We start from the raw sequence: 24,278 nt of genomic DNA, 5'->3' as shown, positions 1-24,278 counted from the left end.
CGGTCATCGTTTCTCAGGATCTATCACAGGAATCCCTTTCTTTGAAAAGGGGGTTTCTGTTTCACCCTTTCTGAAAAACCCCGCCATATCCTCCAGTATCATATAAAAAGAAGGAACCAGTACCAAGGTTATCAAAGAGGCAAAGACAATGCCAAAACCCAGACTGATAGCCATGGGAATCAGAAAACGGGCCTGACGGGAAGTCTCAAATATCATGGGTGCCAGCCCCCCGAAGGTGGTCAGGGTGGTCAGCAGGATGGGCCGGAAGCGGGAAACCCCTGCCTGCCATATGGCAGGCAGGCTCTCCACACCCTGCCTCCGTAACCGGTTAGCCAGATCTATCATGACCAAACCGCCGTTCACCACCACTCCGCACAACGCAACAATACCGAAAAGGCTCATCATGGAAAGGGAATATCCCATGATCAGATGACCCATAACAGCCCCCACAAGACCAAAGGGAATACAGCACATCATAATCAATGGCTGAAAATAGCTCTTAAAAGGAACGGCCAGCAGGGCATACACAGCCACCATGGCAAGAAACAGACCCTGAAACAGACGCTGGGTACTTTCCTGCATATCCGCCTGTCTGCCCTCAAAGCCTGCGGTAAGGCCCGGAAACCGGTAATGCAGATCAGGCAGCACCTCAGCCTGCAAGGCCTGCACCACCTCCACCGCCCGTGACGCAGGAGTCACATCGCCCGTCACATTAAGAATACGCCGCCCAGACCGTCTGCGGATTTCCGTATACGCCCTTCCTTCTTCCAGCCGGACAACATCCCTGAACAGCACCTCGCTTCCCTCAGGCGTTCGCAGTACAAGATCCTGCAAATGCTCCATGCGCATGCGCTCTTTTTCCGGTAACCGCACCCTCACGGTCACCTCATTGCGACCTCTCTGAAAACGAAGAGCCTCCACCCCCTGGAAAGCAGAACGCACCTGCCTGGCCACTTCCCGCGCCGTAAGCCCCAGCCGCTCACCTTCGGGAAGCATGGAAAAATCCAGCTGCTGCTTTCCCCGGGCGGCACCGTCATCCACATCACTTACAAGGGGGAAATCCCGCAACTGTTCGGCCAGATACCGGCCTGCAGCTTCAAGGGTCTCAATATCCCTGTGGGAAAGCTCCACCGTAAGGGCTTTACCTGAACCCGGCCCTCCTCTGTCTGCCTGAAAGCTGATGGTTTCAATGCCCGCAATATGGCCCACATCGCTGCGCCACCGGTTAACCAGCTCCGTTGTACCCATGGGTCTTATGCCGGGAGCCGTCAGATAAATGCGGACCTGTATGGCATTCTCACGGATCCGTGAGAAAATACCCAGAGAGAGATCTTCCCCTCCATGCTCCGCCACCAGTTTTCTCGCAGACCGTACCAGTCTGTCATGGATTTCGGATGCCCGCTCTCTGGAGGAGCCATAAGGAATCACCGCCTCACAAAAAGCATAGTCCGACTCAATTCTGGGAAACAGTTCCATGCCCATGCGACCACTTTTTACATAACCCAAGGTCACCATGAGTATGGCCAGACTCACCGCCAGCACCAGATAGCGATGGGCCAGACAACGGGCAAGAACAGGACCGTAAAAACCATTGATGAAACGTATCAGCCCCTGGCTGAACGCCATCTGAAAATCCCTGAATCGGCTTAAAAGACCCCTTGTCCCTTCCCTCTGATGGGCCAGGTGAGCAGGAAGAATGTACAGGCTTTCTATGAGAGACATCATAAAAACAGCGATGACCACCAGAGGCAAGGTACCAAATATTTTTCCTATCATGCCCGGTACAAAGGCCAGGGGCAGAAAGGCTACCATATTGGTCAGCACGCTGAAGGTAACGGGCACAGCCATCTCCCGTGCGCCCTGAACGGATGCATCCATAAACGACAGCCCCCGCTGACGCATGGAATACACATTTTCTCCCACTACAATGGCATCATCCACAACAATACCAAGGGTGACAATAAAGGCAAAAAGGGTCACCATATTGATGGAAAAATCCGTCATGGGCAAAAGAAGAAAAGCCCCCATAAAACTGATGGGAATACCGAGGCTGACCCAGAAAGCCAGGCGGATTTCCAGAAAAAGGGCCAGACAGCCAAAGACAATAATCAAACCCAGTCCGGCATTGCGCAGGAGAAGATCCGCCCGCTGCTCAAAAACCCTGGAAAAATCTCGAACCACATCCGTATCAATGCCTTCCGGCAATGTGCCCCGCAGTTCCTTCAGCGCCGCCAGAGTAGCCCGGGATACGGCAATGGGCGTTTCTTCTCCCACCCGATACACATTCACCATCACGGCGGGATAGCCATTGAAAAATGCCCGCACATCCGTGTCTTCAAAACTTTCTTCCACACGGGCTATATCCCCGAGAAGGAGCCTGGATCCGTCCTTATGGGTAAGAATGGCCACATCTCTGTAACTGGCCGCCGTATATTTTCTGTCTTTCATTCTGAGGAGAATTTCCCCCCCACGGGTTTCCAGCCGACCTCCTCCCATTTCCACAGAAACTTCTGCCAGCCTGCGACCCAGAGCCTCCAGAGTCAGGCCATAACGGCGCAATTCTTCCTCGGCAATGGACACGGAAATTTCATGATCCCGCACACCTTCCAGGGAGACCTGCGTGATATCGTCCCGTTCCAGAAAACGATCCCGCATCTGCTCCGCTGCTTCCCTGAGCACAAACTCATCCTGAGGACCAAATACAGCTATGGAAAGCACTTCACGCATCCTGGCATCCACCACGATCCGGGGGCTTTCCGCATCATCGGGAAAGGTGGTAATCCTGTCCACTTCCCGTTGAACATCCTGGGAGAAACGATTAATATCCGTACCTTCCAGAACCTCTATCTGCACTTGCCCCATTCCCTCGGAGGCAACGGAAACAAACTTATCCAATCCTTCCAGACCCTGTACAGCCTCCTCCAGAGCCAGAACGATACCCTGCTCCACCTCTTCAGGGCCGGCACCGGGATAGGCCACGGAAACGGTGACCGTCCCCAGATCAAAATCAGGGAACACTTCCTGCTTGATTCCCGTAAACATCACAAGACCGCCAACAATGCAGACAACCATCAACAGGTTGGCCGCCACATTATTGCGGGTCATCCAGGCAATGGGTCCCCCGGTATACGTTGCCATGGCTATTCACCTCTTTCGGCATTCAGGGGAACTCTCTCTGACCGATCTCTTTCACCATACTCCACCGCAACCATCATCCCCTCCACTGCCAGACTGAGATCCGAAACCACAAGGAGACTGTTCTCTTCTACATCCGGTGCTATGTAAACCCCATAATCATCGCTAAAAAGCGGAACAACAGACAGAAAACGCAAACGGGAATCTTCGCCCACCACCCAGATCCTGTTCCCCTCCCTCAGGCTGCCATGGGGAAGATAAAATACTTCTTCCAAAAAACGCCCTTCCAGATCCATGGAAAGATAGTCCCCGAGAAAAAGAGGCGGTCTTTCGTGATGCATACCCAGAGGGTCCTTGACGGCCACAATCACACGGGCCATACGGGCATGCTCGCTGATATCCGGTAAAATCCTGAAAACATGACCTACCCGCTCTCCCATCCGGGTTCGTATCCAGGCCTTAGAGGCCCCTTCCGCATCTTTGGCAGCCCTAAGAAAAGAAAGCCGGTCCAACGGCATCCGGGCCTCTACCCAGAACCAGTCCCGTCCCACCAGTGTGGCCACAGTTTCTCCCGGGGAAACACGGGTTCCTGCAACCACATGACGCCGGGTCAGTACCCCATCAAAAGGAGCCAGAATCCTCGTCCTTTCCAACTCAATTTCCGCCATGGACACATCTGCCATGGCTGTGGCTATGGCGGCCTCCATCTGGCGAAGCTGGGGCTTGCGGAAAGCCAGATCCGTGGGCGAAAAGGAGCTGCCCGTAAGACCTTCCAGGGTTCTGACCTCTGCCTCTGCCATGGCAGCACGGCCCTTTTCCAGTTCAAAATCCGCCTTTGCCCTCTCAAGACCCGCCTTTGCCTTTTCAAGGACAATTCCATAGTCTGCCGGATCCACTTTCAGCATCAGTGCCCCCGCATCCACCCAGCCTCCCGGCATAAAATCTTCCGCCATGAAAACCAGGGTCCCTGCAAGAGAGCTGCGGATTTCCGCCTCTCTTTCGGGAATCACGGTTCCCATAACGGAAATCCGCTCCTGAGCTTTTGTCGTTTGAAGGGCCTGAACCATAACGAGGGGAACAGGTGGCACCGCCGGTTTCCGCTGGGCAGCCGGACGGGTTTCCATAAAATACAGCCCCACACCGGCACCGGCTGCCAGTATCACAAGGGGAATACAAATTCTTAACCACATGGGCATTCGGAAAGCAGGGGGCCTGTTATGGGGCTGGGAAGAAATCGATGTCATACAAACTCCGGAGAATTATCGTAAAAAGGCCGCCATTCAGCAATTTGGCCTGCAGGCAAAGGGGAAAATAACGGTCCTGCCGGGCAGACAGAATGGAAGGTAACGGTTCATTTCCCAACCATTGCTTACCGGGCAACCATGGCTATTCGTCTTCATATACATAGACAGGCAGATGCTGCCACCACTGGCCACCAAGGGCACGGTAAAGGGCAATCCGTGCCTGAATCCGGGAAGCCTGCTGTTCCACAATACGCTCCTCCAGATCCCGGATCCGGGTACGGGCCGTCAGCACAGCATCAAAATTATTGTCCCCCCAGTGATACCGGCGCATGGCCTCTTCCAATGTGATTCTGGCGGCATCCAGGCGCAGGGAGGTTTCTCTTACAAGGGCCTCCTGACGCTCTTCCCGTGCCAGGGCATCCTCCACTTCCTTCACAGCTGTCATGACCGTACGCTCAAAAACAGCCACCCTCTCCCGGACAATGGCCCCACTGCGATCAATATTCGCCCTGCGCCTACCCCCGTCAAAAAGAGGCAAAGCCATATCGGCAGCCGCATCAAGAAGCCATCCTTCTCCCAGAAGAGACATTCCCGCAGCCGTCAGGCCTGCCCTTGCAGACAGGGTCAGCTTTGGAAGCCGCAGAGCCTTTGTGGCCTCCAGATCCCATCCCGAAGCCACAAGCCGTGCATGGGCAGCCCGAATATCCGGCCTTTGTTCAAGTAGTTCAAGGGGAAGTCCCGTAGCAGGCAGAGGCACGGTTACCAGAGCATCGCCCGACACATCTTCACCAACCCGAAAACCCGATGCCGCCCTTCCCGTGAGCAAAGCAAGGCGATGCTGCTGAAGACGTAGTTCTGCTTTCAGATCAGGCAGACGGGCTGTTGTGGCAAGTACCGTTTCTTTCTGACGCAGCACATCGAGGGCCGATGACATTCCACTGACAAAGCGGGCCTCTTCGATGGACAGAAGGGCCTTTTCTTCCTCAAGCTGAACTCTCACAAGGTCAATGTGGGCAAGGGTCTGCTTCCTTGCCACCCAGACCTCTGCCACCGTTGCCGCCACCGTCATGGCCGCACTTTCCAGGTCTTCCCGGCTGGCACGGAAACGTTCCCCCTCAGCGGCAGAAGCTGCAGCCACACGACCCCAAAGGTCCACTTCATAACTTGCCGCAAGAAAGGTGTTGTACCGTTCGCTGCTGCGGGTCTGACCTGTTTCACTGTTACGGGTTCGCTGCTGGCCCACCTCGCCAGTCATGGTCAAATCCGGCAACTCACCGGCCCGCACCGAACCAAAATCAGCGGCAGCGGCCTCGAGCCGTGCAAAAGCCTCACGAATATCGTAATTGCGACGCAGGGCTTCTTCCACAAGAAAAACCAGTTCCCGGTCTCCGAAAAGCTCCCACCATCCCTGAACAGACGCTCCTTCATCGAGAACTTCAACTTCATAGGCAGCAGGGAGTCCTTCGGGGAGTCCTTCCGGAGTGGGATACTGTCTTGCCGTGCACCCGAAAAAGAAAGACAACAGCACCAGCACATGGATCCATCGTAACAAGACTGCCCCCCTATAGAAAAAACATCCGCGAATACGCCCTCGCCGCCAGCCGCCCGCAGGCATCTCTGGCTTCGCCTTCCATCACAAGAAACCTGGCGGACCTTTCGATCATCATTGCCCGTACAGAATAAAAACGATCGCTTTCCATCAGCGGGCGCAGGAAGGTACCGTTCAAATCAAGGGTAACGGCCGCTCTTCCCGATTCCAGGATGGAAAAAGGACCAAACACATTGTCAAAGGCTGCCATGAGGAAGCCCCCTTGCAGAGAACCTCCCGGATTGATCAGGCTTTTGTCATGGCTGAAACGGCAGGCCAGGAAACACCCCTCCTGGTATTGCGTAAAAATTCCTCCTGAAGTGATGAAACAGGGAGGGGTGACAAAATGGTCCCCAAGTTCCCCTCCTGCTTCTGCAAGCCGTTTCAGGATGATATCATGATTTTCCATTACGTCTGTCACCCTTTTCCTCCATGGCGTCAATTCCGAAATCAATCCTGTTTTTTCATACCCCATGTGACCATAATCAACCACGGCGTCAAGTAAATTTCCGTAAAGCCGCTCAGCAAAACAGACGATCAGTTCCCTTAAACAAATGCAAAAAAACATCCTGATTGCACCTTCTTTCAGCCATGCCGGTTAGCAAAGGAAAATTCTGAGTTGTTAACCCGTTCAAAGCAATGTCTGGACCCGTGGGATAATCAGAATTTTTTATATACTATGGACGATGTGATCAGAGCCGACGCCCTTTCTCCTCAGAAGTTATGGCCTTAGCTTCAGAATTGCGCTTTCAGCGCTTCCATTTATTTCTTGTATGAATCCGTTTAAATCTGATACTGATTTCAACGTTTTCTATCTACATTCAGCTGCAAGCATTATTTAGTTTTTGGGTCATTCTTCAGTAACTTTTCCAATCTCCCCCTTCAATGTTCTGGGGTAACCCTAAGTCTGAAATCTATGATGCATTTGGCTGCCCGTATAAATCTGGAAATTCTGAAAAAAAACATTGCTCTGGTCCGAAGCCATGTGCCTGAACACATCAGAATCATGGGCGTTGCGAAATGCAACGCCTATGGTCACGGCCTGTTGCAGATAGCCATGACCATGGTCGAAGCAGGCCTTGACGGCCTCGTGGTTTCAGAACTGGACGAGGGAATACGCCTCAGAAAATCCGGAATCAACTGTCCGGTATTAGCACTGAACGACCCTCTTTACCCCGACCTGAGCCTTGCCCTTCAATACAACCTCACCCTGACAGTGGCTGACCCTGATTTTGCCCTGAGACTGGCAGCCTATAAAGCGGACGCTGCCCAAAAATTTCGGGTTCATATCAAGGTGGATACCGGCCTGGGCCGATTTGGCTTTCATCCTGATCAGGTTGAGGAAGTTATGGACATGCTGGACCCGATCCCTCATATCCAGGTGGATGGAATTTACAGCCACCTGGCCTGCTCCTTTCAAAGCGACACCAAAAGCAAGGAATTTACAGAAAAACAGTGCCAGACTTTTAACCGCCTTCTTGACAGACTGGAACAATCAAACCTGATGCCGGACATGGTTCATCTGGGCAGTTCCACAGGACTTCTTGGTTTTCCGGACATGGTGTGCAGTGGCAGACTGAATGCTCTGCGGATTGGCACCCTCTTCTACGGATATGCAGAAAGAGTTCACGGATGGGAAAGAGAACCCTCTCCCATAGCCCAGATCTCGACCAGAATCATTCAGATCAGGGATGTCGCTCAAAATGCCTGCATCGGCTACCACGGCTCCCATCAGATGAAACAGGACGGACGAATTGCAATCATTCAGTGCGGTTTTGATCAGGGCCTGCACAGCATGCTGCCCGGGAAATTATTCCCTGTGGTGCATGGCAAAAAATGCTCCCTCATAGGCAAACCTGCTCTGGCCCAGAGCATGCTGGATGTCAGCGGTATATCGGAAACTGTGGCAGGCAGCGAAGTCTTCCTGGCAGGCCCTGACATCAATTTATATCAGGCAGCCAGAAGTGCGGGCAGCGGAATCTGGGAAGTACTTTTACCTCTTCTTAAGAATACGGAAAAAACATACTTTTATGATGGAACAACCCTGTGAGAAGAAATCAGAGTATCATCATCTTGTCCATTATTATTCTTTTTTTATCCCTGTCATTCATGGTGATTCTGGTCTCCAACTCCTTTGAAAAAATCTTTGTTTCCTCGGAACTTGCCGGATACGCAGTGCCACAGAAGGATTTCAAAAGAAAAATAGAAGCCGCCCTGCGTTTTGGGAAATCCCTGGACAATCTTATCGGCATTGAAAAGGAAATGGCTGGCTATGCGGCCATGTACCAGACCCTTTCCAACATCGAAATCTATGATGCACGCCATATCCCTGTCTACAGCATGAGGCCTCTGCCCGAAAAGTACCCTTACTCAGCACAAATACAGGGCAAAAGAATTGATTCTCCCGATCCATCCATGCAGCTTCTCGAAACCAGCGATGCGTATCGGATCATGTTACCTCTCGCCGGGCCTGCAGAAACATGGACGGGGACAGGGACAACTGCCGGTACCATGGCTGGCAGCCTGGTCTTCTCATTCCACAAACATGAGATAAAAGCCGAGATACGGGATTTCTGGGGAAAAAGGCTGATACTGGGCGCAGTGATTGCCATTCTGGCAGGAGGAGCTCTCTTCACCCTCCTTTCAAGGATTCCGGAACTTAACGGACATGACCTGCACCAAATCATATTCTTCAGGGTTCTGACAATAATTATTCTGACCCAGGCTGCTTTCGCAGGCATCAGCGTATATCAATTCCACAGAGACCACGTCCAGTTGAATAAAGAAAAGATTCAGGCCCAGCTTCAGCTCCTGAAATCTACCACGGAACGTATCCTTGCATCCGGGATTGCTCTGGAACGAATCAGCCGCATGGATGTCTACCTGATGGAAGTAATTGAAACCAACCCTGAAATTGCCTCCCTTACCATTCTGGACAAGGCCGGAAATATTCAGGCCTATGCTTCAAAAAATGACCGGCAGGATATGTCCGCACAAAAAGACGGCAAATCACAGGATGACCTGTGGGTCGCCGTGCCCCTCATCAAAAATACCGATAACTCTGTACTGGGAGAAATCCGGGCGGTCCTGGACAAATCTTCCATGAAAAATCTTATCAGAAAGCTGCTTCTGGACTCCCTGACCATTGCCCTGATTGCATCCCTGCTCATTGTGGAGCAAATTTACTTCATGATATCCCACATCCGCAGAAAAAAAAGAAACCCCGACAAACCCCATACAGATCAGGATGTACTGGACAATCTGATGCTGGCACGATTTGCTGCTTTTCTTTTTTTACTGGCATTTGCCATGCCCGTGTCTTTCGTACCGCTGCAGATGCGCGAACTGTACACGCCCATTCCGGGATTACCCAAAAATATAATCCTGGGACTGCCTGTTTCCCTGGAAATGCTCTGTGCTCTGGGGGCATCGCTGGTTGCGGGCGCCATGGCAGACAAACGGGACTGGCGTACACCTTTTGTCTGCGGAATACTGATGACAACCGCAGGATTATTTTTCAGCGCCATGGCCGATAACGGCCTTGCTTTCATTCTGGCAAGGGGAGTATGCGGACTGGGCTACGGGCTTTCATGGATGGCCCTGCAGAACTTTCTTTTTACCCATTGCAGCCCCACCACAAGGGCCAGAGGCAGCTCCCATTTTGTGGCCGGAATTTTTTCCGGCCATATCTGCGGGACTGCTCTGGGAGCCATACTGGCCGAACGCACAGGCTATCCTCCGGTTTTTCTGGTGGGTATGCTCCTCGCTCTGGCATCCCTTGTATTTTTCATGGTTTTCATGCAGCGTTTCAAAGGACAGACGGCTCCGGCTCCTCCGGAGCTTGCCGTAAAGGCAAGCTCCCTGCTGGTTTTTATGAGGGACCGGAATGTCGTTGCCCTGACTTTTTTCTGCATCATCCCCTTTTCCATCTGTCAGGTCGGGCTTCTTTTTTTTGCCACACCACTTTACCTGAACGGGCTGGGCATGAGTCAGTCAGATATCGGCAGGGTTCTTATGATCTATGGGCTGTCTGTTGTGTATCTGGCCCCCCAGCTAAGTAAAATAGTAGACCGCAGAGAAAACAAAAAACCTTTCATTGTGGCAGGAGGACTCCTTGGAGGCTTAGGACTCAGCCTTCTGTACATACATCAGGGTTTTCTGATGATCGTAATAGCCATCTTTCTCCTTGGTCTGGCCAGCAGCATCGGCAGTTCTGCCCAGACAGCCTTTGCCCTGAAGCTCCGGTCAACGGAAAACTTTGGCGTAGGCAAAGCCATGTCCATTCAGCGGGCAGCGGACAAACTGGGACAGATGCTTGGCCCTCTCACACTGGGCGCACTCATGTCCGGGGTCTCCATTTCTCAGGGACTGGTCGTTCTTGGGCTTGGCTATATGCTTCTTTCTATTCTTTTTCTTTTTTTCGCCAGAGAAGGCCTGCAGGCAAAAACATGACCACCCTGAAAAAACACCCCGTTTTTCCTTCCATTGGTGTTGAACTTGAAATGCCCACAGCCCTTGTCCGGACCGGAGAGACCCATCCTGTTGGTCCATTTTTTCGCAATCTGCAGCAGATCAGAGCGTTGCGGGGAGAAAAGGGAGAACTTCTTGCATATCATGGCAGGGATTATGGGCTGAAGTGTGCGCAGGGTCTGCACTCCATTGACAATGGTTTCAACAACCTTGAGAGTTCCCTTGGACCTGTCAGGCAGGAAAAAGACAGCTTGAGCCAGCTGCACAGACTGATCCGTCGGGAACTGAAGGATATTTCCGCTGCCCTGGATCGGGAAAACGCCATGGTCATAAACTTCAGCGAGCATCCTGATGTCAGAATAAGCCCGGCATTTTATACCTCTGTACGCGCACCACGCTCCATTTATAACTATCAGACGGAGTATCGAAAATGGAACCACATGGCCGGTTTCGATGCCAAAGCGCAAAACAGCCCAAGTACGGAAACAGACCTTGGAGATGCCGTAACGGGACTCAATTGTCTTCTGGGTCTTGCACCGGCCTTTATAGCCCTCTATGCCAACAGCCCCTTTGAAGCGGGCAGGATTACAGGCTTCAAGGAAAACAGACTCACCCTCTGGTCAAGGCAAATGAATTGTTCCAGAATGATGGGGGACAGGAAACTGCACATGGCTCCTGCCAAACCCTTTCGGAATCTGGCAGACTACCTGAAATGGATGTTTGGTGCCGGAACCAGTATGTGGTTTGTCTCCGAAGCTGACAGCCTCAAAAACCCTGCGGATATGTATCTCATCCCCTGTGATCCACCCTTGCTTGATTTTCTCAAGTCCGGGCCATGTCAGGCCAAATCTTTTTTCCACAAAACCGAAAAAAGAATTACTCCGGGCATCCGTCATCTGGTTGATCATCAGTTCACCCAATACACAGACTGCAGGATACGCTACGGCCTGAATGACAAGGGACCTGATCTGGGTAAATTCATGGATATCATGGACAACTACCCGGATAAGCTGGAAGAATTTTTAGCTCCCTTTATTCGCTTCTGCTATCTGGAAGGTAGGGCTGCCGGGGCCAACTATCCGGACAGGGATCTGGCCGGACTGGACAAATCCACTATTGCAAGCTCTCTTGTTATCTCACCATGTGCCATGCAGTACGGGCTTTTAAGAAATCTTAGCCAAACGGCCATGCTGATGAAGCAATATCGCTGGACGGATCTTCTGGGTTTACGGAATGAAGCTGTTCAAAACGCACTGGACGGCGAATACAATGGAATAAAAGTTAAAGATCTTTGCATGCATGTTGTGGAAACAGCTGCACAGGGGCTCGACTCCGAGCACCAATGGATGCTGGATTATCCCTTATGGGTATTGCAAACCGGAAAAACCGGCGCAGACCGTGCCCTGGATCGCCTGAGCCGCATGACCGGGTCTGTCAGGGAAAGAATAGCGAAACTTACGCTGGAAAGAAGAATTGTCCCGATCTGACAGACTTAGAAGACCCATTGCCAGAACCTAATGGCACAGTGTAAATCCTGGAGGTCTATAAATTACAAGCATCATCGCTGACTTACCCCGGTTTTATGGTCATAGATTTCATCGGCTGCAGCCAGCACATCAAAGGGAGGATCGAATCCTATGGTCTCAGCTGTTTTTAAATTTATAGCGATTTTTGATGGCGCGGCCCACCTTTGTTCCAAGCTTGAGGGATTGGCTCCATTGAATATTCTGGCCATGGTCTCGGCGTGGAACCTGCCTACGTAGGCAAAGTCAGCATGGGCTATACTCAGAAGGACACCGTTCTTCACAAACTCCGATCCCGGCATGGCAAAAGTGGCCACTCCATTTTTAAGCAATGGGTTCAGAAGATTGGGCAAATTTTCCAGACTTTCCCCCCGATGAACAGTGATATACATGGCCTCCACCTGAGGTGCCAGATTTTCATAGCATGCAAGCGCTTCCCGGGCGGCCTGCCCCAGAGTGATGTCACTGTTTCGGGCATGGCAGGTTTTCAGTTCAAATCCTCGCTCCCTGGCCACTTGTTCGGCGTCAGCTACAGCAGCAAAGGTCCGGCCTTCCAGAGTGTCTTCAAACACTATACCCATGGTCCTGAAATGGGTAATATCATGAAAGAGACGTAACTGACGTATATATCGGTCAGGTTCAATCTTGGCGTGCAGATGTCTGAATCCGGAATCTTCCGCGCTTTTGATGATTCCCGATCCCAAAGGATCACTGGTGGAGGCCACCACCGTGGGAGTGGAATGCTCATCATTGGCCAGATCCTGTCCTGCCCAGGTTCCCATGGCCAGAATCAGATCCAGATCGTTCTGCTTACTAAGCCGGTCAATCAGTTCCTGTTTTGTCCGGACACGCTGATCAGCCTTAAATTCGGATGTATAAAATGCATCACCGACAAACTCCAGGTAATCCGAACGAACATTTTCAGCCAGCCACTGCCATGCCTGTCTGTGATTGGGGTTGTACGTTTCCGGCAGGTCCATGGGGCCAATCCAGCCCAGCTCCATCAGTCCTTTCACTGTCCTGAAAAAAATGATCTGATAGTCGGGATACATTCCACCTTCCAGATAGCCTATACGCCATTTTTCACCGTTGTTGGTCACAGGAGTTACGGGATACTGCCCAGCCCATGATTCTGATATGAGAAGTACAAGCAGTAAAAGGGTCAGAACCGTTGATCTCAGAATGCGCATAACCACCTCAAGAAAGGTTTGATACATACGGGTGATGGTCAAACAAAACATCATTGAAGCAATGCGTACTATAGCTGCAGCGGCAGATGTCAAGACAAATATCACCGGAAGCCTTATTGTTTCAAGCATCCTCACAAAAAAAAACAAACTGGCGGGGCTGTTTCTGGGATACAATACCCTTCTTACGCTACGATATGGGGCAAGTGGCAAACAGCCATTGTCCATGGGAATCAAGGCCCTGACAAAGGGTACCTGCCCTTATCGAGTGTCGGATGAACATGCAGAGAAAACCTCCCTGTTTTTTAAACTGGCAGCACCTGAGCTTGCCAGAATAAGAACAGCAGACGTCATCCGGTAATCCCCTGTTTGAATAGTGTTTCTCCATATTGATCCACCCTACCCGGCAAACTGGACACCCATGGATACGCATACGTATTTGGAATTGAATCATGTTTTTTGCCATGGTAGAGGATATGGCTGGCCTGATCTTCTCCTGAACAAAGGTAAGCATGGGTGAGCCAGGGTACCCAGTCAGAGTCATGGTTCAAAGGACAGGCCGCATCCTGCTCAACCGCAGGGGAAAGGGTAGCATATAGTGTTTCCATTGTCGCAACAAGAGGAGGTTCAATCCATGTGTGCATCCCATATACCGGAACAGAAACAGGCTGAAGAAAAAAGAAAAGGACCGGTGAAACCAGCAGACAACGACTCTCAGCCAGCCAATAATTCTGAGCAGATAGCCCTCATTGAGCGGGCTTTATCCGGCATTTCCCAGTAAACAGCAAAGGGTGGCTGCCAGAGCCCTGCCAAAGGCAGCCACCCGATGATGCCTCCGTACATCCCCAGCCCGTCAGTCTGATCAGACGACAATCAGCCCACCGCAGCTCCGATCTTGTATGCAGCCTCAGCGGAAGCACACCCCTTTTCAGAAACGGGCGGCACCATGGGAGGAATGCTCATTCAGAAGCCCGAATTTTTTCATTTTCGTAAACAGAGTCTTGCGATGAATGCCAAGACTCTCCGCCGCATTCTCCCTATGCCACTGGTGACGGTGCAAAGCGTCCACAATCAGTTTTTTTTCATAGGCATCCACCCGTGGAACCAGCGCCTCCTCTTCGGCCAGTTCATCGGCAGCCCCTGTAAAGGAGTCCCTTTCACCTAAAAAATCAAGCTTTTCCAAAGAGAGATAGCGCTGAACCGCATTCTGCAATTCCCGTACATTCCCCGGCCAGCGATGACTGGTAAACGCTTCCAGCAACTTTCCCGTTATGGGCGGGAGTACCCTACCGGCACCATACTTGGTAAAAAAATGATCCATCAGAAGGGGCAGGTCTTCCTTGCGGTCCCTCAGGGCGGGCAACCGTATGGGAACAATATGAATTCTGTAAAAAAAATCATCCCTCATTCTGTTTTCACGCAAAAGATCATAAAGGTTCCGGTTTGTTGCCGCAATTACCCGAATATCAGGACGAAGTACCTCCGTTCCTCCCACAGGCGTAAAACCACCGCCATCCAGAGCTCTGAGCAACTTTACCTGCATGGACAGAGGGATTTCACCAATCTCATCCAGAAACAGGGTACCGCCATCCGCTGCGGCAAGATACCCGTGACGATCCCGGTCCGCACCCGTAAAAGCACCTTTTCTGTGTCCAAAAAATGCACTTTCAGCCAGATTTTCACTGATGGCACCACAGTTCACCGGCACAAAAGGCCCCCGTACCCGCTCACTCATATCATGAATGGCCCGGGCCGTCAGCTCCTTGCCCGTTCCTGATTCACCATAGATAATCACACTGCTGGTACCCGCTGCTGCCTTCAGTATTCTTTCATATACTTCCTGCATCACCTGGCTTTTCCCAACAAGTCCTCCAAAACGCCAGCGCTCCTGAATAGCTGAACGTAAACGCCGGTTCTCCTCCCTGAGGCTTTCTTCACGAACCATCAGCGCAGATTCTGCTGCTTTACGTTCCGTAATATCCATAAAAACCACCTGCACCCGACCAACCGTACCGTCGAATCCGGATATGGGAGCATAAATCACCTCATACCACCGCCCATCGTCCGGAAAAAAAACCTCCCTTCGCACGGTTTCACCTGCAAAAACACGGTCCACGGGACAATCCGGACAGGGCGTTTTTCTGCCATAGAAAATTGCGTAACAGTATTCACCCTCGGGATTATAGCCTGTCTGATTAATGAGACGCAGGTTGGCAAAAACAACTCTTGCCTTTGCATCCCGCACAAAAACCGGACCGGGCAGATGGTTGACAACCGCCGCCAGTTGCATTTCCCGCTCGTGCAGAAGATGCCTTGCTCTTTTGGCTTCCGTAATATCCATAAAAGAAGCCACGCTCATCAGCGTTCCTTCCACCATCCCGACTTTCATCAGTACATCCCGCACGTCTCCGTTACGGTCCAAAAACTGACATTCATAAACGGACGGGGCCCTTCCAGGTTCCGCCCGTCTCCAGACATGGTAGTTCTCCATACGCCGGACGTCTTCTCTCACAACAAAATCTTTCCACTTTTTTCTCCCGACAATTTCCTCCCGGGTATAGCCGGTCATTCTCGCAAAAGTAGCGTTACAAAAACGGATCCTTTCATCATTTTCAATAAGAATGGTGCCTGTCCCCGTATTTTCCAAAACACCATCATAGCGGGCTTCCGCCAGCCGGAGTGCTTCTTCCACCCTGTACCGTTCCAGCCTGCGATGCAGATGTTCAATACCGCTTGCAATATCCTCGGCAAGTTCCTCCAGAAGCCGTACTTCCGCATCGGAAAAGCCTTCGGGATCCCTGGAATACAAGGTCAGAGCTCCCATGGGCCTCCCGGCACCGGCAAGAATAAGAGGAAGACTCAGCACCGATCCAAAATCCCGACCCTGAACAGAAGCCTGCCACGATCCTGCATCACCGGCCATCTGCCGGTCGAGATGCTGCAGCCTGCAGGGGCTGCCTGTCCGGATCGCAATGCCCGTAGGCGCATCGGAACCGGGGCCACTTTCCCCCCATGAAACACAGACCTTGTCCAGATAGGAGTCCTCATCCCCCCAGAAAGCAACCGTTCGGACCCTCTTTTCTTCATCCTTTTCCGCATAACCGACCCAGCAGAGCCGGTAGCGTCCCATGGCAACCAATGCCATGCAAACTTCACGCAGCAGATACTTTTCATCACTGGCATGCAGCAGGGCATGGTTACACCGGCGGAGCAGGGTGACCAGCGCATTCAGTCGGTCCAGCTCCGCTTCAAGATTTTTTCTTCCCTCTTTTCCTGAAAAGTCCCCCCGACCTCTTCTTTCTTCCCTCTGGTTTTGCCTGATCATTGATCCCCCCCGGCTGATAAGCCTGAAATTCAGAACGAAAACCTAACAAAAAGAAGACCTGTCTGTACTTGTAAACAATGTTTTTACCGCCTGGACGATTCCCCTTTCCGGCCCCCAGACAGGGACCGGAAAAAGGTAAGAAAATCAGACCGTGTCATTCAACCTGATCAATTATCCTGCACAAAACCCAAAAGAACCATAGTCAAAAAAAAATATTTTCCGCAAGATCTTCTCATACAGAATCCAGGCACCTTTCCACAGAAACCGGGAAAAGCCCCCTCTCCCGGATCAGGTACGGAAACGCCCTACCATGGTTCTCAGATCTCCGGCCAGCCCGGAAAGGGCAGCTGCCTGGGCACGGACCTGAGTACTGGTAGTATCCATGGACTGAACCGCCTCACCCATGGTTCGCATATCCCTTGCAATATGATCGGTGCGCTGAGACGATGCCGCCACCCGTTCATTCACCCCACCGATTCCCTGAGCAGCCTGAGAAATATTGGATGCCATTTCCCTCATGGAAACGGACTGTTCTTCCACGGCAGAGGCAATGGTACTGACAATACGTTCCACCTCATTGAGTACCTCTCCCACAGCACGGATCTCTTCTTCCACACTCCGGGTACCGGTCTGAATCTCTTCAATGCGGGCCTTGATTTCCCGGGTGGAATCACCTGTCTGACGGGCCAGCTCCTTGATTTCTCCCGCCACAACGGCAAAGCCCTTTCCAGCATCCCCTGCTCTGGCAGCTTCTATGGTGGCATTTAAGGCCAGAAGATTGATCTGGGCAGAAATATCTTCAATGGCCTCGGTCACCGCATCAATACTGCGGGCTGCCAGCCCCAGACCTGTCATCCGCTCCACAGCCGTAGTCCCACGCCCTACAGCCACTTCGGATATTTCCCTTGCCTTTGACGCATTGATGGCAATTTCTGAAATGGTAGCTGTCATTTCCTCACTGGATGCGGCTACCATTTCCAGATTGGTAGACGCCTGCTCCATGGCTGCCGCCACGGTCTGCATATCCTCACTGGCTTCCTCGACCGCTTCTTCGATACGCACAGACAGACTCCGGCTGCGCTCCATTTCCCTGCCCATGGCATCGGCATGACCGGAAAGATCCGCCGCCGAGTCCCCAAGGCTGGCCGCATGTCCGGCAACATCCGCCACCATGGAACGAATACGTTCTGCAAAGCGATTGAACCATGCAGCCATTTCTCCCAGCACGTCACGGGTCCCAACTTCCAGACGCCGGGTCAGATCACCCTCTCCCTCCGCAATATCCTGCAGCATATCCCGCGTTGCCTGAATGGGCCTGGTCACCGACCGCAGAAGAAAAGCCGCTATCAGCCCTCCGGCAATCAAGCCTGAAAACATGGCCACCAGAAGACCGTTTCTGCCCGCGGCAGCCGCATTATCAAAAAAGCCATGAACCCTGTCGGCCACAGCCTGTACGGAATCTCTTCCGGAACGTGCCACCACACGAATTTCCTCCTGCAGTTCCCTGTCCCTCTCCCGAAGAACCTGCCACTGCTCGAAACCCGCAAGATACTGATCCACCAGCAGGGCCATTTCTTCGCCAGCACCGGGAATATTACGGGCCTGCAACAGATACCACTCCACATCATCCACATCGGAACTGTTGGTAAAATAGTAATAAAGAGCAGCAATACGCCCTTTCAGGGTAAGGGTTTCCATATCCCGTGCCCTGGCATATCGCTCAATACCCTCTGCCACAACATTTCGGAAAATCTCCGTTCTTTCCTCCACCTGATCCACAAGAATAATGCTGCCCACACTCACCTTCCATGGCTCAAAATACCGGGCATAGGCTATTTTACGCTCCATCCCCCCCTTGTCTCCCGGAGCAGGCCATGAATAACGCACAAAACCCTCCTCTTCCCCACGGATATGCTCCAGCAACTCCACAAGAAAGGAATTGCCGGTTACAGGATCCACAAACATATCCGCATGCCGTCCTTCCAGTTCAGGAACTGTACCATGCACGGCAAAACGCCCTCTTTGATCCAGCACATAAAAATACAGCCCATCGCCAAATCGAAGACTTCGCAGGGCGGCAAAAGCCCTTTCCCGGCTCATACCGGTTTCATGAAAATACTGCAAAAGACCATGGGCGATGGCTACCGTATTCCTGACACCCTCTACCGCATCATTTTCCGTTTCCTGCCCGCCAGTCCTTCCCACTTCCAGCGCAATTTCTCCGGCGGCTCCCGAAGCCATGGATTCCGCCACCATCTCAATCTCATCGGAAATGGCACCGAGTCGCTCCGTTATCTCACGATTGGCCTCCTTACCTGCACGCATCTCGTCCGCCGCCACCCTGTATGCGCCAATGCTCTCCAGCACACCGGCGATACCGCCGCCCAGTACACCACTGCCGCCCACCAGCTGGCGAACGGCCAGAGCCCTGCTCTCTATCTGGTCAAAGGTTTCCTGCAGCAGATGATAATGGGCTTCGTCGTTAAACAGCAGATAATCCTTCTCATGTCGCCTTGCATCCTGAATATGCGTAAAAATTTCGTCCCCCGCATCCTTGATCTCCGCATAGTGCACCACATCCACCAGACGCTGATAACCGAATATTCCCATGAAACACACAAGCAAGAGAAGCAGGGAAATACCTGCCACCATTTTCAAACGAATCCCCAGGGCCTTCATACCAATCCTCTCCCAGATAAAAAGTTCCGATACCATCACAAAAAAATCATCAGTAATGATGTCATCATAGCAGAGCCGTGGTATGGGTAAAAGCCATAAGAAATGACCGCAGAAGGGAACCAGCCCTGTCTGCGGTCATTTACCTGCTTCTCTTACATACTGTTCGGATCGGCTCATTGAATCATGGGGGGATTATGCTCGTACGGTTTTCCCTGCAACGGCCTCCTGTCTGGGGGGACGGGTGGTGAAGGCAAGGAAGGCACCAATACCGCAGAGTACGGCGGCCACCATAAAAGCTGCTGTATAGCCCAGCTGAACGGCAAATCTGGGAGCAAACATGGCTGCAACACCATAGGAAAGAAAAACGATACCGTAATTATTACCAACATTTTTCGTGCCGTACCAGTCCGTTACAACGGAAGGAGTGGTGGAGAGATAACCACCAAAACAGAAACCGACAATACAGGTGGAAATCAGATAGGTGGCATAATTCATGGGAACAAGGGACATGAAAAGCATCACCACCACAAAACCACAGGACATCACTGCCAAAGACTGCATACGGCCGATACGGTCGGAAATAGCACCCCAGCCGAAACGTCCCAGGGCGTTAAAGAGGGAAATGGTGACTACCGCATTCCCTGCATCCGCAAGGGTGAGACCCACCAGATCCATACCAATATTGGCAGCAATGCTGATTACCATCAGACCCGCTGCCGCACCGAAAAAATAAATCAGGGTCAGAGAATAGAACTGAGGCGTGCGCATCATTTCCGAAGGGGTATACTGTTTCGCAGACTGGGTTACCTTACCGGACTGTACCACACCTTCTTTGGGCGGGGTATAGCCAGGAGGCACATAGCCAGCCGGAGGCTGAACCATGAAAAAGGCACCGATGATGATCAGTACACCATAGGCAAGACCAAGGTAGGCAAAGGATTCCGAAACGCCAACGTTGGCAATCAGCCATACGATAATGGGTTTCAATGCCATACCGCCTACCCCCACAAAAGCAAGGTTCAGACCGGTAACAAGCCCCCTCTTCTCCGGGAACCACTTGGCACAGGTAGCCACAGGTACAACGTAAACCGCCCCCATGGCAAAGCCGGTAATCACACCGTAGGTAAGATACATACCCATGATGGAAACGGATTTTCCAGCAAGAAAAACCCCTATACCCGCAACAATACCACCAACGATGGCCACATTTCTGGGCTTCAGCTTATCCTGCACGCGGCCTGCCACCAGTACGGCAATGGTAAAAGAAACCATGGTCACCGAAAAGGTGAACACCACATCCCCCCGGTCCCATCCGAACTTTTCTACCAATGCTGAATTAAAAAGGCTCCAGGTATATACGGCACCCAGAATGGCCTGCATCAGACAGGCTCCAGCCACAACCAGCCAGCGATTGAACAAGACTTTATCCTGCATGATTTTCCCCCTTCACTTGCAACGCCATCAATAATAGAAGGCAGAAGCGATTAACGATAAGCGTGGCCTAAATAACCCGATAAAAAAAGGGCCCGAGTAACTCGCGTCGTTTTGTGTATCGGCCTCTATAAAAGTGGAGACCTTACATGGCTTCCATAAAAATTTGAGCAATTTCTTCGTGTGTCGCTTGTTTCGGATTGGTAAAGCCACAAGCGTCATTGAGGGCATTTTTTGTTAATACATCCATATCTTCTTTTCTCACGCCCAGCTCATAAAGCCCTGCTGGAATACCGACATCGGCAGAAAGCAATTGAATCGCTTGAATCGCTGCCTTCGAGCCTTCCTCATCACTCATGGCGACTGTATCTACGCCCATAGCCGTTGCCACATCACGCAAACGCCCCGCACAAACTTGTGCGTTATAACGTTGAACATGAGGGAGCAGAACTGCGTTGCACACACCATGTGGCAGATCATAAAACCCGCCAAGTTGATGGGCCATGGCGTGCACATAGCCCAAGGATGCGTTGTTGAACGCCATGCCAGCCATAAACTGTGCATAAGCCATTTGCTCACGCGCCTCTAGGTTTTGTCCGTCAGCAACGGCAGTGCGCAGGTGTTGCTGAATAAGGGTTATCGCCTTCAAGGCAACCGCATCGGTAATCGGTGTGGCTGCCGTCGAAACATACGCCTCAATAGCATGAGTTAATGCGTCTATCCCTGTTGCGGCAGTCAATAACGCGGGTTTTGCGAGCATCAATTCAGGATCGTTCACAGACATAATCGGCGTGGTATGCTTATCAACTATAGCCATTTTAATATGGCGAACTTCATCGGTGATAATACAAAAACGGGTCATTTCTGAGGCTGTCCCCGCGGTAGTGTTAATTGCAATTAATGGCAACTGCGGCTTAGCAGACTGATCAACACCTTCATAATCACTAATATGACCACCATTGACAGCAACCAACGCAATGCCTTTAGCACAGTCATGTGGTGAGCCACCGCCTAGGGAAATAACACAGTCGCACTGGCTGCCTTGAAGCAATTGTAGTCCTTGTGCCACGTTGTCAGTCGTCGGGTTAGGTTGTGTACCATCAAACACCACACAATCAACGGCTCGATCATCAAGTAATGCGGCAACTTGTTTAACGACACCAATCTGATTCAGCACCTTGTCAGTCACGATGAGGGCTTTTTTAAATCCATGGGCCTGTATTGCATCAGCGGCCTCACTCAGACATCCAGCGCCCATTAAATTAACAGCAGGAATAAAAAACGTGCTCGACATAAGCAATGCTCCTTTCTTCGGGATGACTCTGGCCCTGCACCAACAATGCAGGCTCCCGGCTTTCATGCGCAGGATTCCTGCAAACCGTTGAAAAACGTTTTCTCAACGACTTTTGCTGAAAACCGCTTTTCGCTTTTCCAAAAAAGCTCCTGTCCCTTCCCCCGCATCCGGGCTGGCAAAACAGAGACCAAAAGCCTCTCTTTCCATGTAGCAACCCGAAACAAGATCCACCTCAATACCTTTATGCACAACCACCTTGGCCAGTGAGATGGCGGCAGGTCCCATGGATGCAATGGACAGGGCTGTCTTCTGCGCCTCTTCCATCAAATGATCCGCAGGCACCACACGATTGACCAGGCCCAAGACCATGGCCTCTTCCGCCTTAATGCGTTTTGCCGTAAAAATCAGCTCCATGGCCATGGCAGCACCAATTTTTCTCGCCAGACGCTGGGTTCCGCCGAACCCCGGTATCAGTCCCAGTGTTTCTTCGGGAAGTCCGAAAACCGCTTTTTCCGAGGCATAAATAAAATCACAGGCCAGGGCCAGTTCACATCCGCCTCCAAGGGCAAAGCCATTCACAACGGCAATGACAGGCATGGGAAGCCGGGCAATTTTTGCCATCATGGATTGTCCTGCCTCCGCAAAAATCCTCGCAGAAAAACTGTCCATATGAGCCAGTTCGGAAATATCCGCACCGGCCACAAAGGCCTTGTCACCGGCTCCCGTCAGCAAAACGACCCGCACTTCCCTGTCCTTTTCCAGGGCATCCAGAAGGCCATCCAACTCTGCAATCAGATCGGCATTCAATGCATTCAGCGCTTTGGGTCTGTTCAGGGTAATGCGGACGATACCGGCATCTTTTTCGTAGATAAGATTCTTCCATTCCATTTTTTTTCCTCTCTTACGGATTCATGCCCACCCGGATACCAGTGCGGGATCCCGCAGGTCTCGCAAAGGATGCAGAGAAGACCAGGGCGGTGTAAAAAAACGCCGGATTTCAAGGACATCCACACTGCCCGTATCCTTATCTTTCCAGCGGGGCTTCTGATCCTTATCCACCAGAAGTGTCCGAACACCCTCGTGGAAATCCGGATGTTCCACACAACGGGCCGCAAGAATCAATTCCAGGCAGAATGCCTGCTTCAGTGAAAGATGCCTGCCCGCTGCCAGCTGTTCCCATGTAAGCCGTATACTGAAGGGACTTCCTTTATCGTAGCTTTCAACTGCCTGCATGAAACGGGCTTCCCGTTTTGCGGCCTCTTTCAGTATTTCCCGGAAGGATGCAGGGTCAGGAGCATCTGCCAGTTTGCGGAGGCAATCCGGCTTTTCCGCAAGCAGGCCGGTTTCCAGAGGCAGGGCAAAATGAGCGAGAACCGCATCCACGGATTCCGCATCCTTTTCGGGATTACCCGTCCATTGCAGGCCCTGCAGGGTTTCAAAAATCCCATCCCTGTCCTCCTCCCGGACCACCCGATCCCCCAACCCAACAAAACAGGCATCTGCCGCATCCATTCGGTAGGCAGCCAGCCCAAGTAGACGCCCGCAGCCTCTGGGCATACGGTTCAGAAACCAGGTAGCCCCCACATCCGGGAACAGGCCTATGGATATTTCCGGCATGGCAAGGCTTGCTCCGCTGGTCAGCACCTTGTGACGACTTCCTGCAAGCAGACCGATGCCGCCTCCCATCACAATGCCATGGGCAAAACAAAGAACAGGGGTTTTTGCCATATGAACGCCGTAATCCGTACGGTATTCCGTAGCAAAAAAAGCAAGAACGCTCTCCCGATTTCCTTCTTTATAGATACGGGATAACGTCCTGACATCTCCGCCCGCACAAAAAGCTTTCTCACCGGCACCCTCCAGCCAGATCAGAACAACACTGGCATCCTCATCGCCCCGGCGTACCGCATGGCCAATGGCTGCCGTGGTCTCCATGCGCAGAGTATTCAGACGTTCCTCCGCCTCGATGCGGATGCACAGTATTTTTCTGCCGTTTCCAACGGGAATAAAGGCAAGGTGGATATCGCTCATGCCGTCATACCTCCACACAAGCCCTCTCCTTCTTCCGGCCGTGCAAGGGGCAGGAAGCCCAGCACCCTGGCATCACCGGGGAGACAAAGAATGGCTGCCACGGCATCAGGATCTCTTACCATGCCAAAGGTATCGGGAAGGGATGGCGGATTTTTTCCAAAACTCCAGACCACAACCACGCCCAAACGACAAAAACGGCCAAGGGGAGAAGCCAGCCGAAACAACAGGGCCGTATCCCGTACCCAGAAACTCTGCCAGCACCGGGGGGTGGAAAAAAAAGCCTCATGCATTCCGACCTCCTCTAGACCCCTTATTCTGATAATCGGGGAGAAAGCCGGGGATCCTTTCAGAAATCCCCGGCATGGGGGGAG

At 52.0% G+C, this 24,278-nt stretch carries 16 protein-coding genes; 4 read left to right on the top strand and 12 right to left on the bottom strand.

Going from position 1 to position 24,278, the window contains the following annotated elements; all coding sequences use genetic code 11:
• Positions 1–3 precede the first annotated feature (3 nt).
• The 4 genes from OOT00_RS01665 to OOT00_RS01650 all read right to left on the bottom strand — a co-directional run bounded on the left by OOT00_RS01665 (position 4) and on the right by OOT00_RS01650 (position 6,388).
• Positions 4–3,138, bottom strand: coding sequence for an efflux RND transporter permease subunit (locus tag OOT00_RS01665; RefSeq protein ID WP_265423553.1), 3,135 nt, complete (start codon positions 3,136–3,138; stop codon positions 4–6).
• A 2-nt stretch (positions 3,139–3,140) separates the two neighbouring features.
• Positions 3,141–4,379: an efflux RND transporter periplasmic adaptor subunit gene (locus tag OOT00_RS01660; RefSeq protein ID WP_265423552.1), complete on the bottom strand. Its 1,239-nt coding sequence runs from the start codon at positions 4,377–4,379 to the stop codon at positions 3,141–3,143.
• Between the two features lie 142 nt (positions 4,380–4,521).
• Positions 4,522–5,931 carry an efflux transporter outer membrane subunit gene (locus OOT00_RS01655; RefSeq protein ID WP_265423551.1) on the bottom strand — a complete coding sequence of 470 codons (1,410 nt, stop codon included), beginning with the start codon at positions 5,929–5,931 and terminating at the stop codon, positions 4,522–4,524.
• Between the two features lie 10 nt (positions 5,932–5,941).
• Positions 5,942–6,388 (bottom strand): PaaI family thioesterase, encoded by a 447-nt coding sequence (locus tag OOT00_RS01650; RefSeq protein ID WP_265423550.1) that lies wholly within the window; start codon positions 6,386–6,388, stop codon positions 5,942–5,944.
• 495 nt (positions 6,389–6,883) lie between these two features.
• Between OOT00_RS01650 and alr the strand changes: the two genes are divergently transcribed.
• The 3 genes from alr to OOT00_RS01635 are packed head-to-tail and all read left to right on the top strand — an operon-like array spanning position 6,884 to position 11,924.
• Positions 6,884–8,017: an alanine racemase gene (alr, locus tag OOT00_RS01645; protein WP_265423549.1), complete on the top strand. Its 1,134-nt coding sequence runs from the start codon at positions 6,884–6,886 to the stop codon at positions 8,015–8,017.
• Positions 8,014–10,419 carry an MFS transporter gene (locus OOT00_RS16320; RefSeq protein WP_265423548.1) on the top strand — a complete coding sequence of 802 codons (2,406 nt, stop codon included), beginning with the start codon at positions 8,014–8,016 and terminating at the stop codon, positions 10,417–10,419. The genes alr and OOT00_RS16320 overlap by 4 nt, the downstream gene beginning before the upstream one ends.
• Positions 10,416–11,924, top strand: coding sequence for a glutamate-cysteine ligase family protein (locus OOT00_RS01635; RefSeq protein ID WP_265423547.1), 1,509 nt, complete (start codon positions 10,416–10,418; stop codon positions 11,922–11,924). Before OOT00_RS16320 ends, OOT00_RS01635 begins: the two co-directional genes overlap by 4 nt.
• Before the next feature lie 71 nt (positions 11,925–11,995).
• On the opposite strand, the gene OOT00_RS01630 is transcribed toward OOT00_RS01635, so the two are convergent.
• On the bottom strand, positions 11,996–13,192 hold the full coding sequence (locus OOT00_RS01630; protein ID WP_265423546.1) for an ABC transporter substrate-binding protein: 1,197 nt from the start codon (positions 13,190–13,192) through the stop codon (positions 11,996–11,998).
• 589 nt (positions 13,193–13,781) lie between these two features.
• Between OOT00_RS01630 and OOT00_RS01625 the strand changes: the two genes are divergently transcribed.
• Positions 13,782–13,928 carry a hypothetical protein gene (locus OOT00_RS01625; RefSeq protein WP_265423545.1) on the top strand — a complete coding sequence of 49 codons (147 nt, stop codon included), beginning with the start codon at positions 13,782–13,784 and terminating at the stop codon, positions 13,926–13,928.
• 147 nt (positions 13,929–14,075) lie between these two features.
• On the opposite strand, the gene OOT00_RS01620 is transcribed toward OOT00_RS01625, so the two are convergent.
• The 7 genes from OOT00_RS01620 to OOT00_RS01590 all read right to left on the bottom strand — a co-directional run bounded on the left by OOT00_RS01620 (position 14,076) and on the right by OOT00_RS01590 (position 24,197).
• Positions 14,076–16,472 (bottom strand): sigma 54-interacting transcriptional regulator, encoded by a 2,397-nt coding sequence (locus OOT00_RS01620; RefSeq protein ID WP_265423544.1) that lies wholly within the window; start codon positions 16,470–16,472, stop codon positions 14,076–14,078.
• Positions 16,473–16,760: 288 nt separating this feature from the next.
• Positions 16,761–19,151, bottom strand: coding sequence for a methyl-accepting chemotaxis protein (locus tag OOT00_RS01615; protein WP_265423543.1), 2,391 nt, complete (start codon positions 19,149–19,151; stop codon positions 16,761–16,763).
• A 192-nt stretch (positions 19,152–19,343) separates the two neighbouring features.
• The gene (locus OOT00_RS01610) at positions 19,344–20,585 is read right to left on the bottom strand and encodes an L-lactate MFS transporter (RefSeq protein ID WP_265423542.1); all 1,242 of its coding nucleotides are present in this window, start codon (positions 20,583–20,585) and stop codon (positions 19,344–19,346) included.
• Positions 20,586–20,727: 142 nt separating this feature from the next.
• A complete protein-coding gene (yiaY, locus tag OOT00_RS01605; protein WP_265423541.1) occupies positions 20,728–21,876 on the bottom strand; it encodes an L-threonine dehydrogenase in 1,149 nt (382 codons plus the stop codon).
• A gap of 102 nt (positions 21,877–21,978) precedes the next feature.
• Positions 21,979–22,764: an enoyl-CoA hydratase-related protein gene (locus tag OOT00_RS01600; RefSeq protein WP_265423540.1), complete on the bottom strand. Its 786-nt coding sequence runs from the start codon at positions 22,762–22,764 to the stop codon at positions 21,979–21,981.
• 21 nt (positions 22,765–22,785) lie between these two features.
• Positions 22,786–23,925 carry an enoyl-CoA hydratase/isomerase family protein gene (locus OOT00_RS01595; RefSeq protein WP_265423539.1) on the bottom strand — a complete coding sequence of 380 codons (1,140 nt, stop codon included), beginning with the start codon at positions 23,923–23,925 and terminating at the stop codon, positions 22,786–22,788.
• Entirely contained in the window at positions 23,904–24,197 is a 294-nt protein-coding gene (locus OOT00_RS01590) for a hypothetical protein (RefSeq protein WP_265423538.1), read from the bottom strand. Before OOT00_RS01590 ends, OOT00_RS01595 begins: the two co-directional genes overlap by 22 nt.
• Between the last annotated feature and the right edge of the window lie 81 nt (positions 24,198–24,278).

The organism is Desulfobotulus pelophilus, assembly GCF_026155325.1.
Taxonomy (GTDB): domain Bacteria; phylum Desulfobacterota; class Desulfobacteria; order Desulfobacterales; family ASO4-4; genus Desulfobotulus; species Desulfobotulus pelophilus.
The sequence above is the reverse complement of the archived record's forward strand: the minus strand, read 5'-3'. Positions and strand labels throughout refer to the sequence as shown.

Excerpts from the sequence above, each read along its gene's own strand:
- OOT00_RS01665 (WP_265423553.1), bottom strand. The coding sequence starts at position 3,138 with ATGGCAACGTATACCGGGGGACCCATTGCCTGGATGACCCGCAATAAT.
- OOT00_RS01660 (WP_265423552.1), bottom strand. The coding sequence starts at position 4,379 with ATGACATCGATTTCTTCCCAGCCCCATAACAGGCCCCCTGCTTTCCGA.
- alr (WP_265423549.1), top strand. The coding sequence starts at position 6,884 with ATGATGCATTTGGCTGCCCGTATAAATCTGGAAATTCTGAAAAAAAAC.
- OOT00_RS01635 (WP_265423547.1), top strand. The coding sequence starts at position 10,416 with ATGACCACCCTGAAAAAACACCCCGTTTTTCCTTCCATTGGTGTTGAA.
- OOT00_RS01625 (WP_265423545.1), top strand. The coding sequence starts at position 13,782 with ATGTGTGCATCCCATATACCGGAACAGAAACAGGCTGAAGAAAAAAGA.
- OOT00_RS01620 (WP_265423544.1), bottom strand. The coding sequence starts at position 16,472 with ATGATCAGGCAAAACCAGAGGGAAGAAAGAAGAGGTCGGGGGGACTTT.
- OOT00_RS01615 (WP_265423543.1), bottom strand. The coding sequence starts at position 19,151 with ATGAAGGCCCTGGGGATTCGTTTGAAAATGGTGGCAGGTATTTCCCTG.
- OOT00_RS01610 (WP_265423542.1), bottom strand. The coding sequence starts at position 20,585 with ATGCAGGATAAAGTCTTGTTCAATCGCTGGCTGGTTGTGGCTGGAGCC.
- yiaY (WP_265423541.1), bottom strand. The coding sequence starts at position 21,876 with ATGTCGAGCACGTTTTTTATTCCTGCTGTTAATTTAATGGGCGCTGGA.
- OOT00_RS01600 (WP_265423540.1), bottom strand. The coding sequence starts at position 22,764 with ATGGAATGGAAGAATCTTATCTACGAAAAAGATGCCGGTATCGTCCGC.
- OOT00_RS01590 (WP_265423538.1), bottom strand. The coding sequence starts at position 24,197 with ATGCATGAGGCTTTTTTTTCCACCCCCCGGTGCTGGCAGAGTTTCTGG.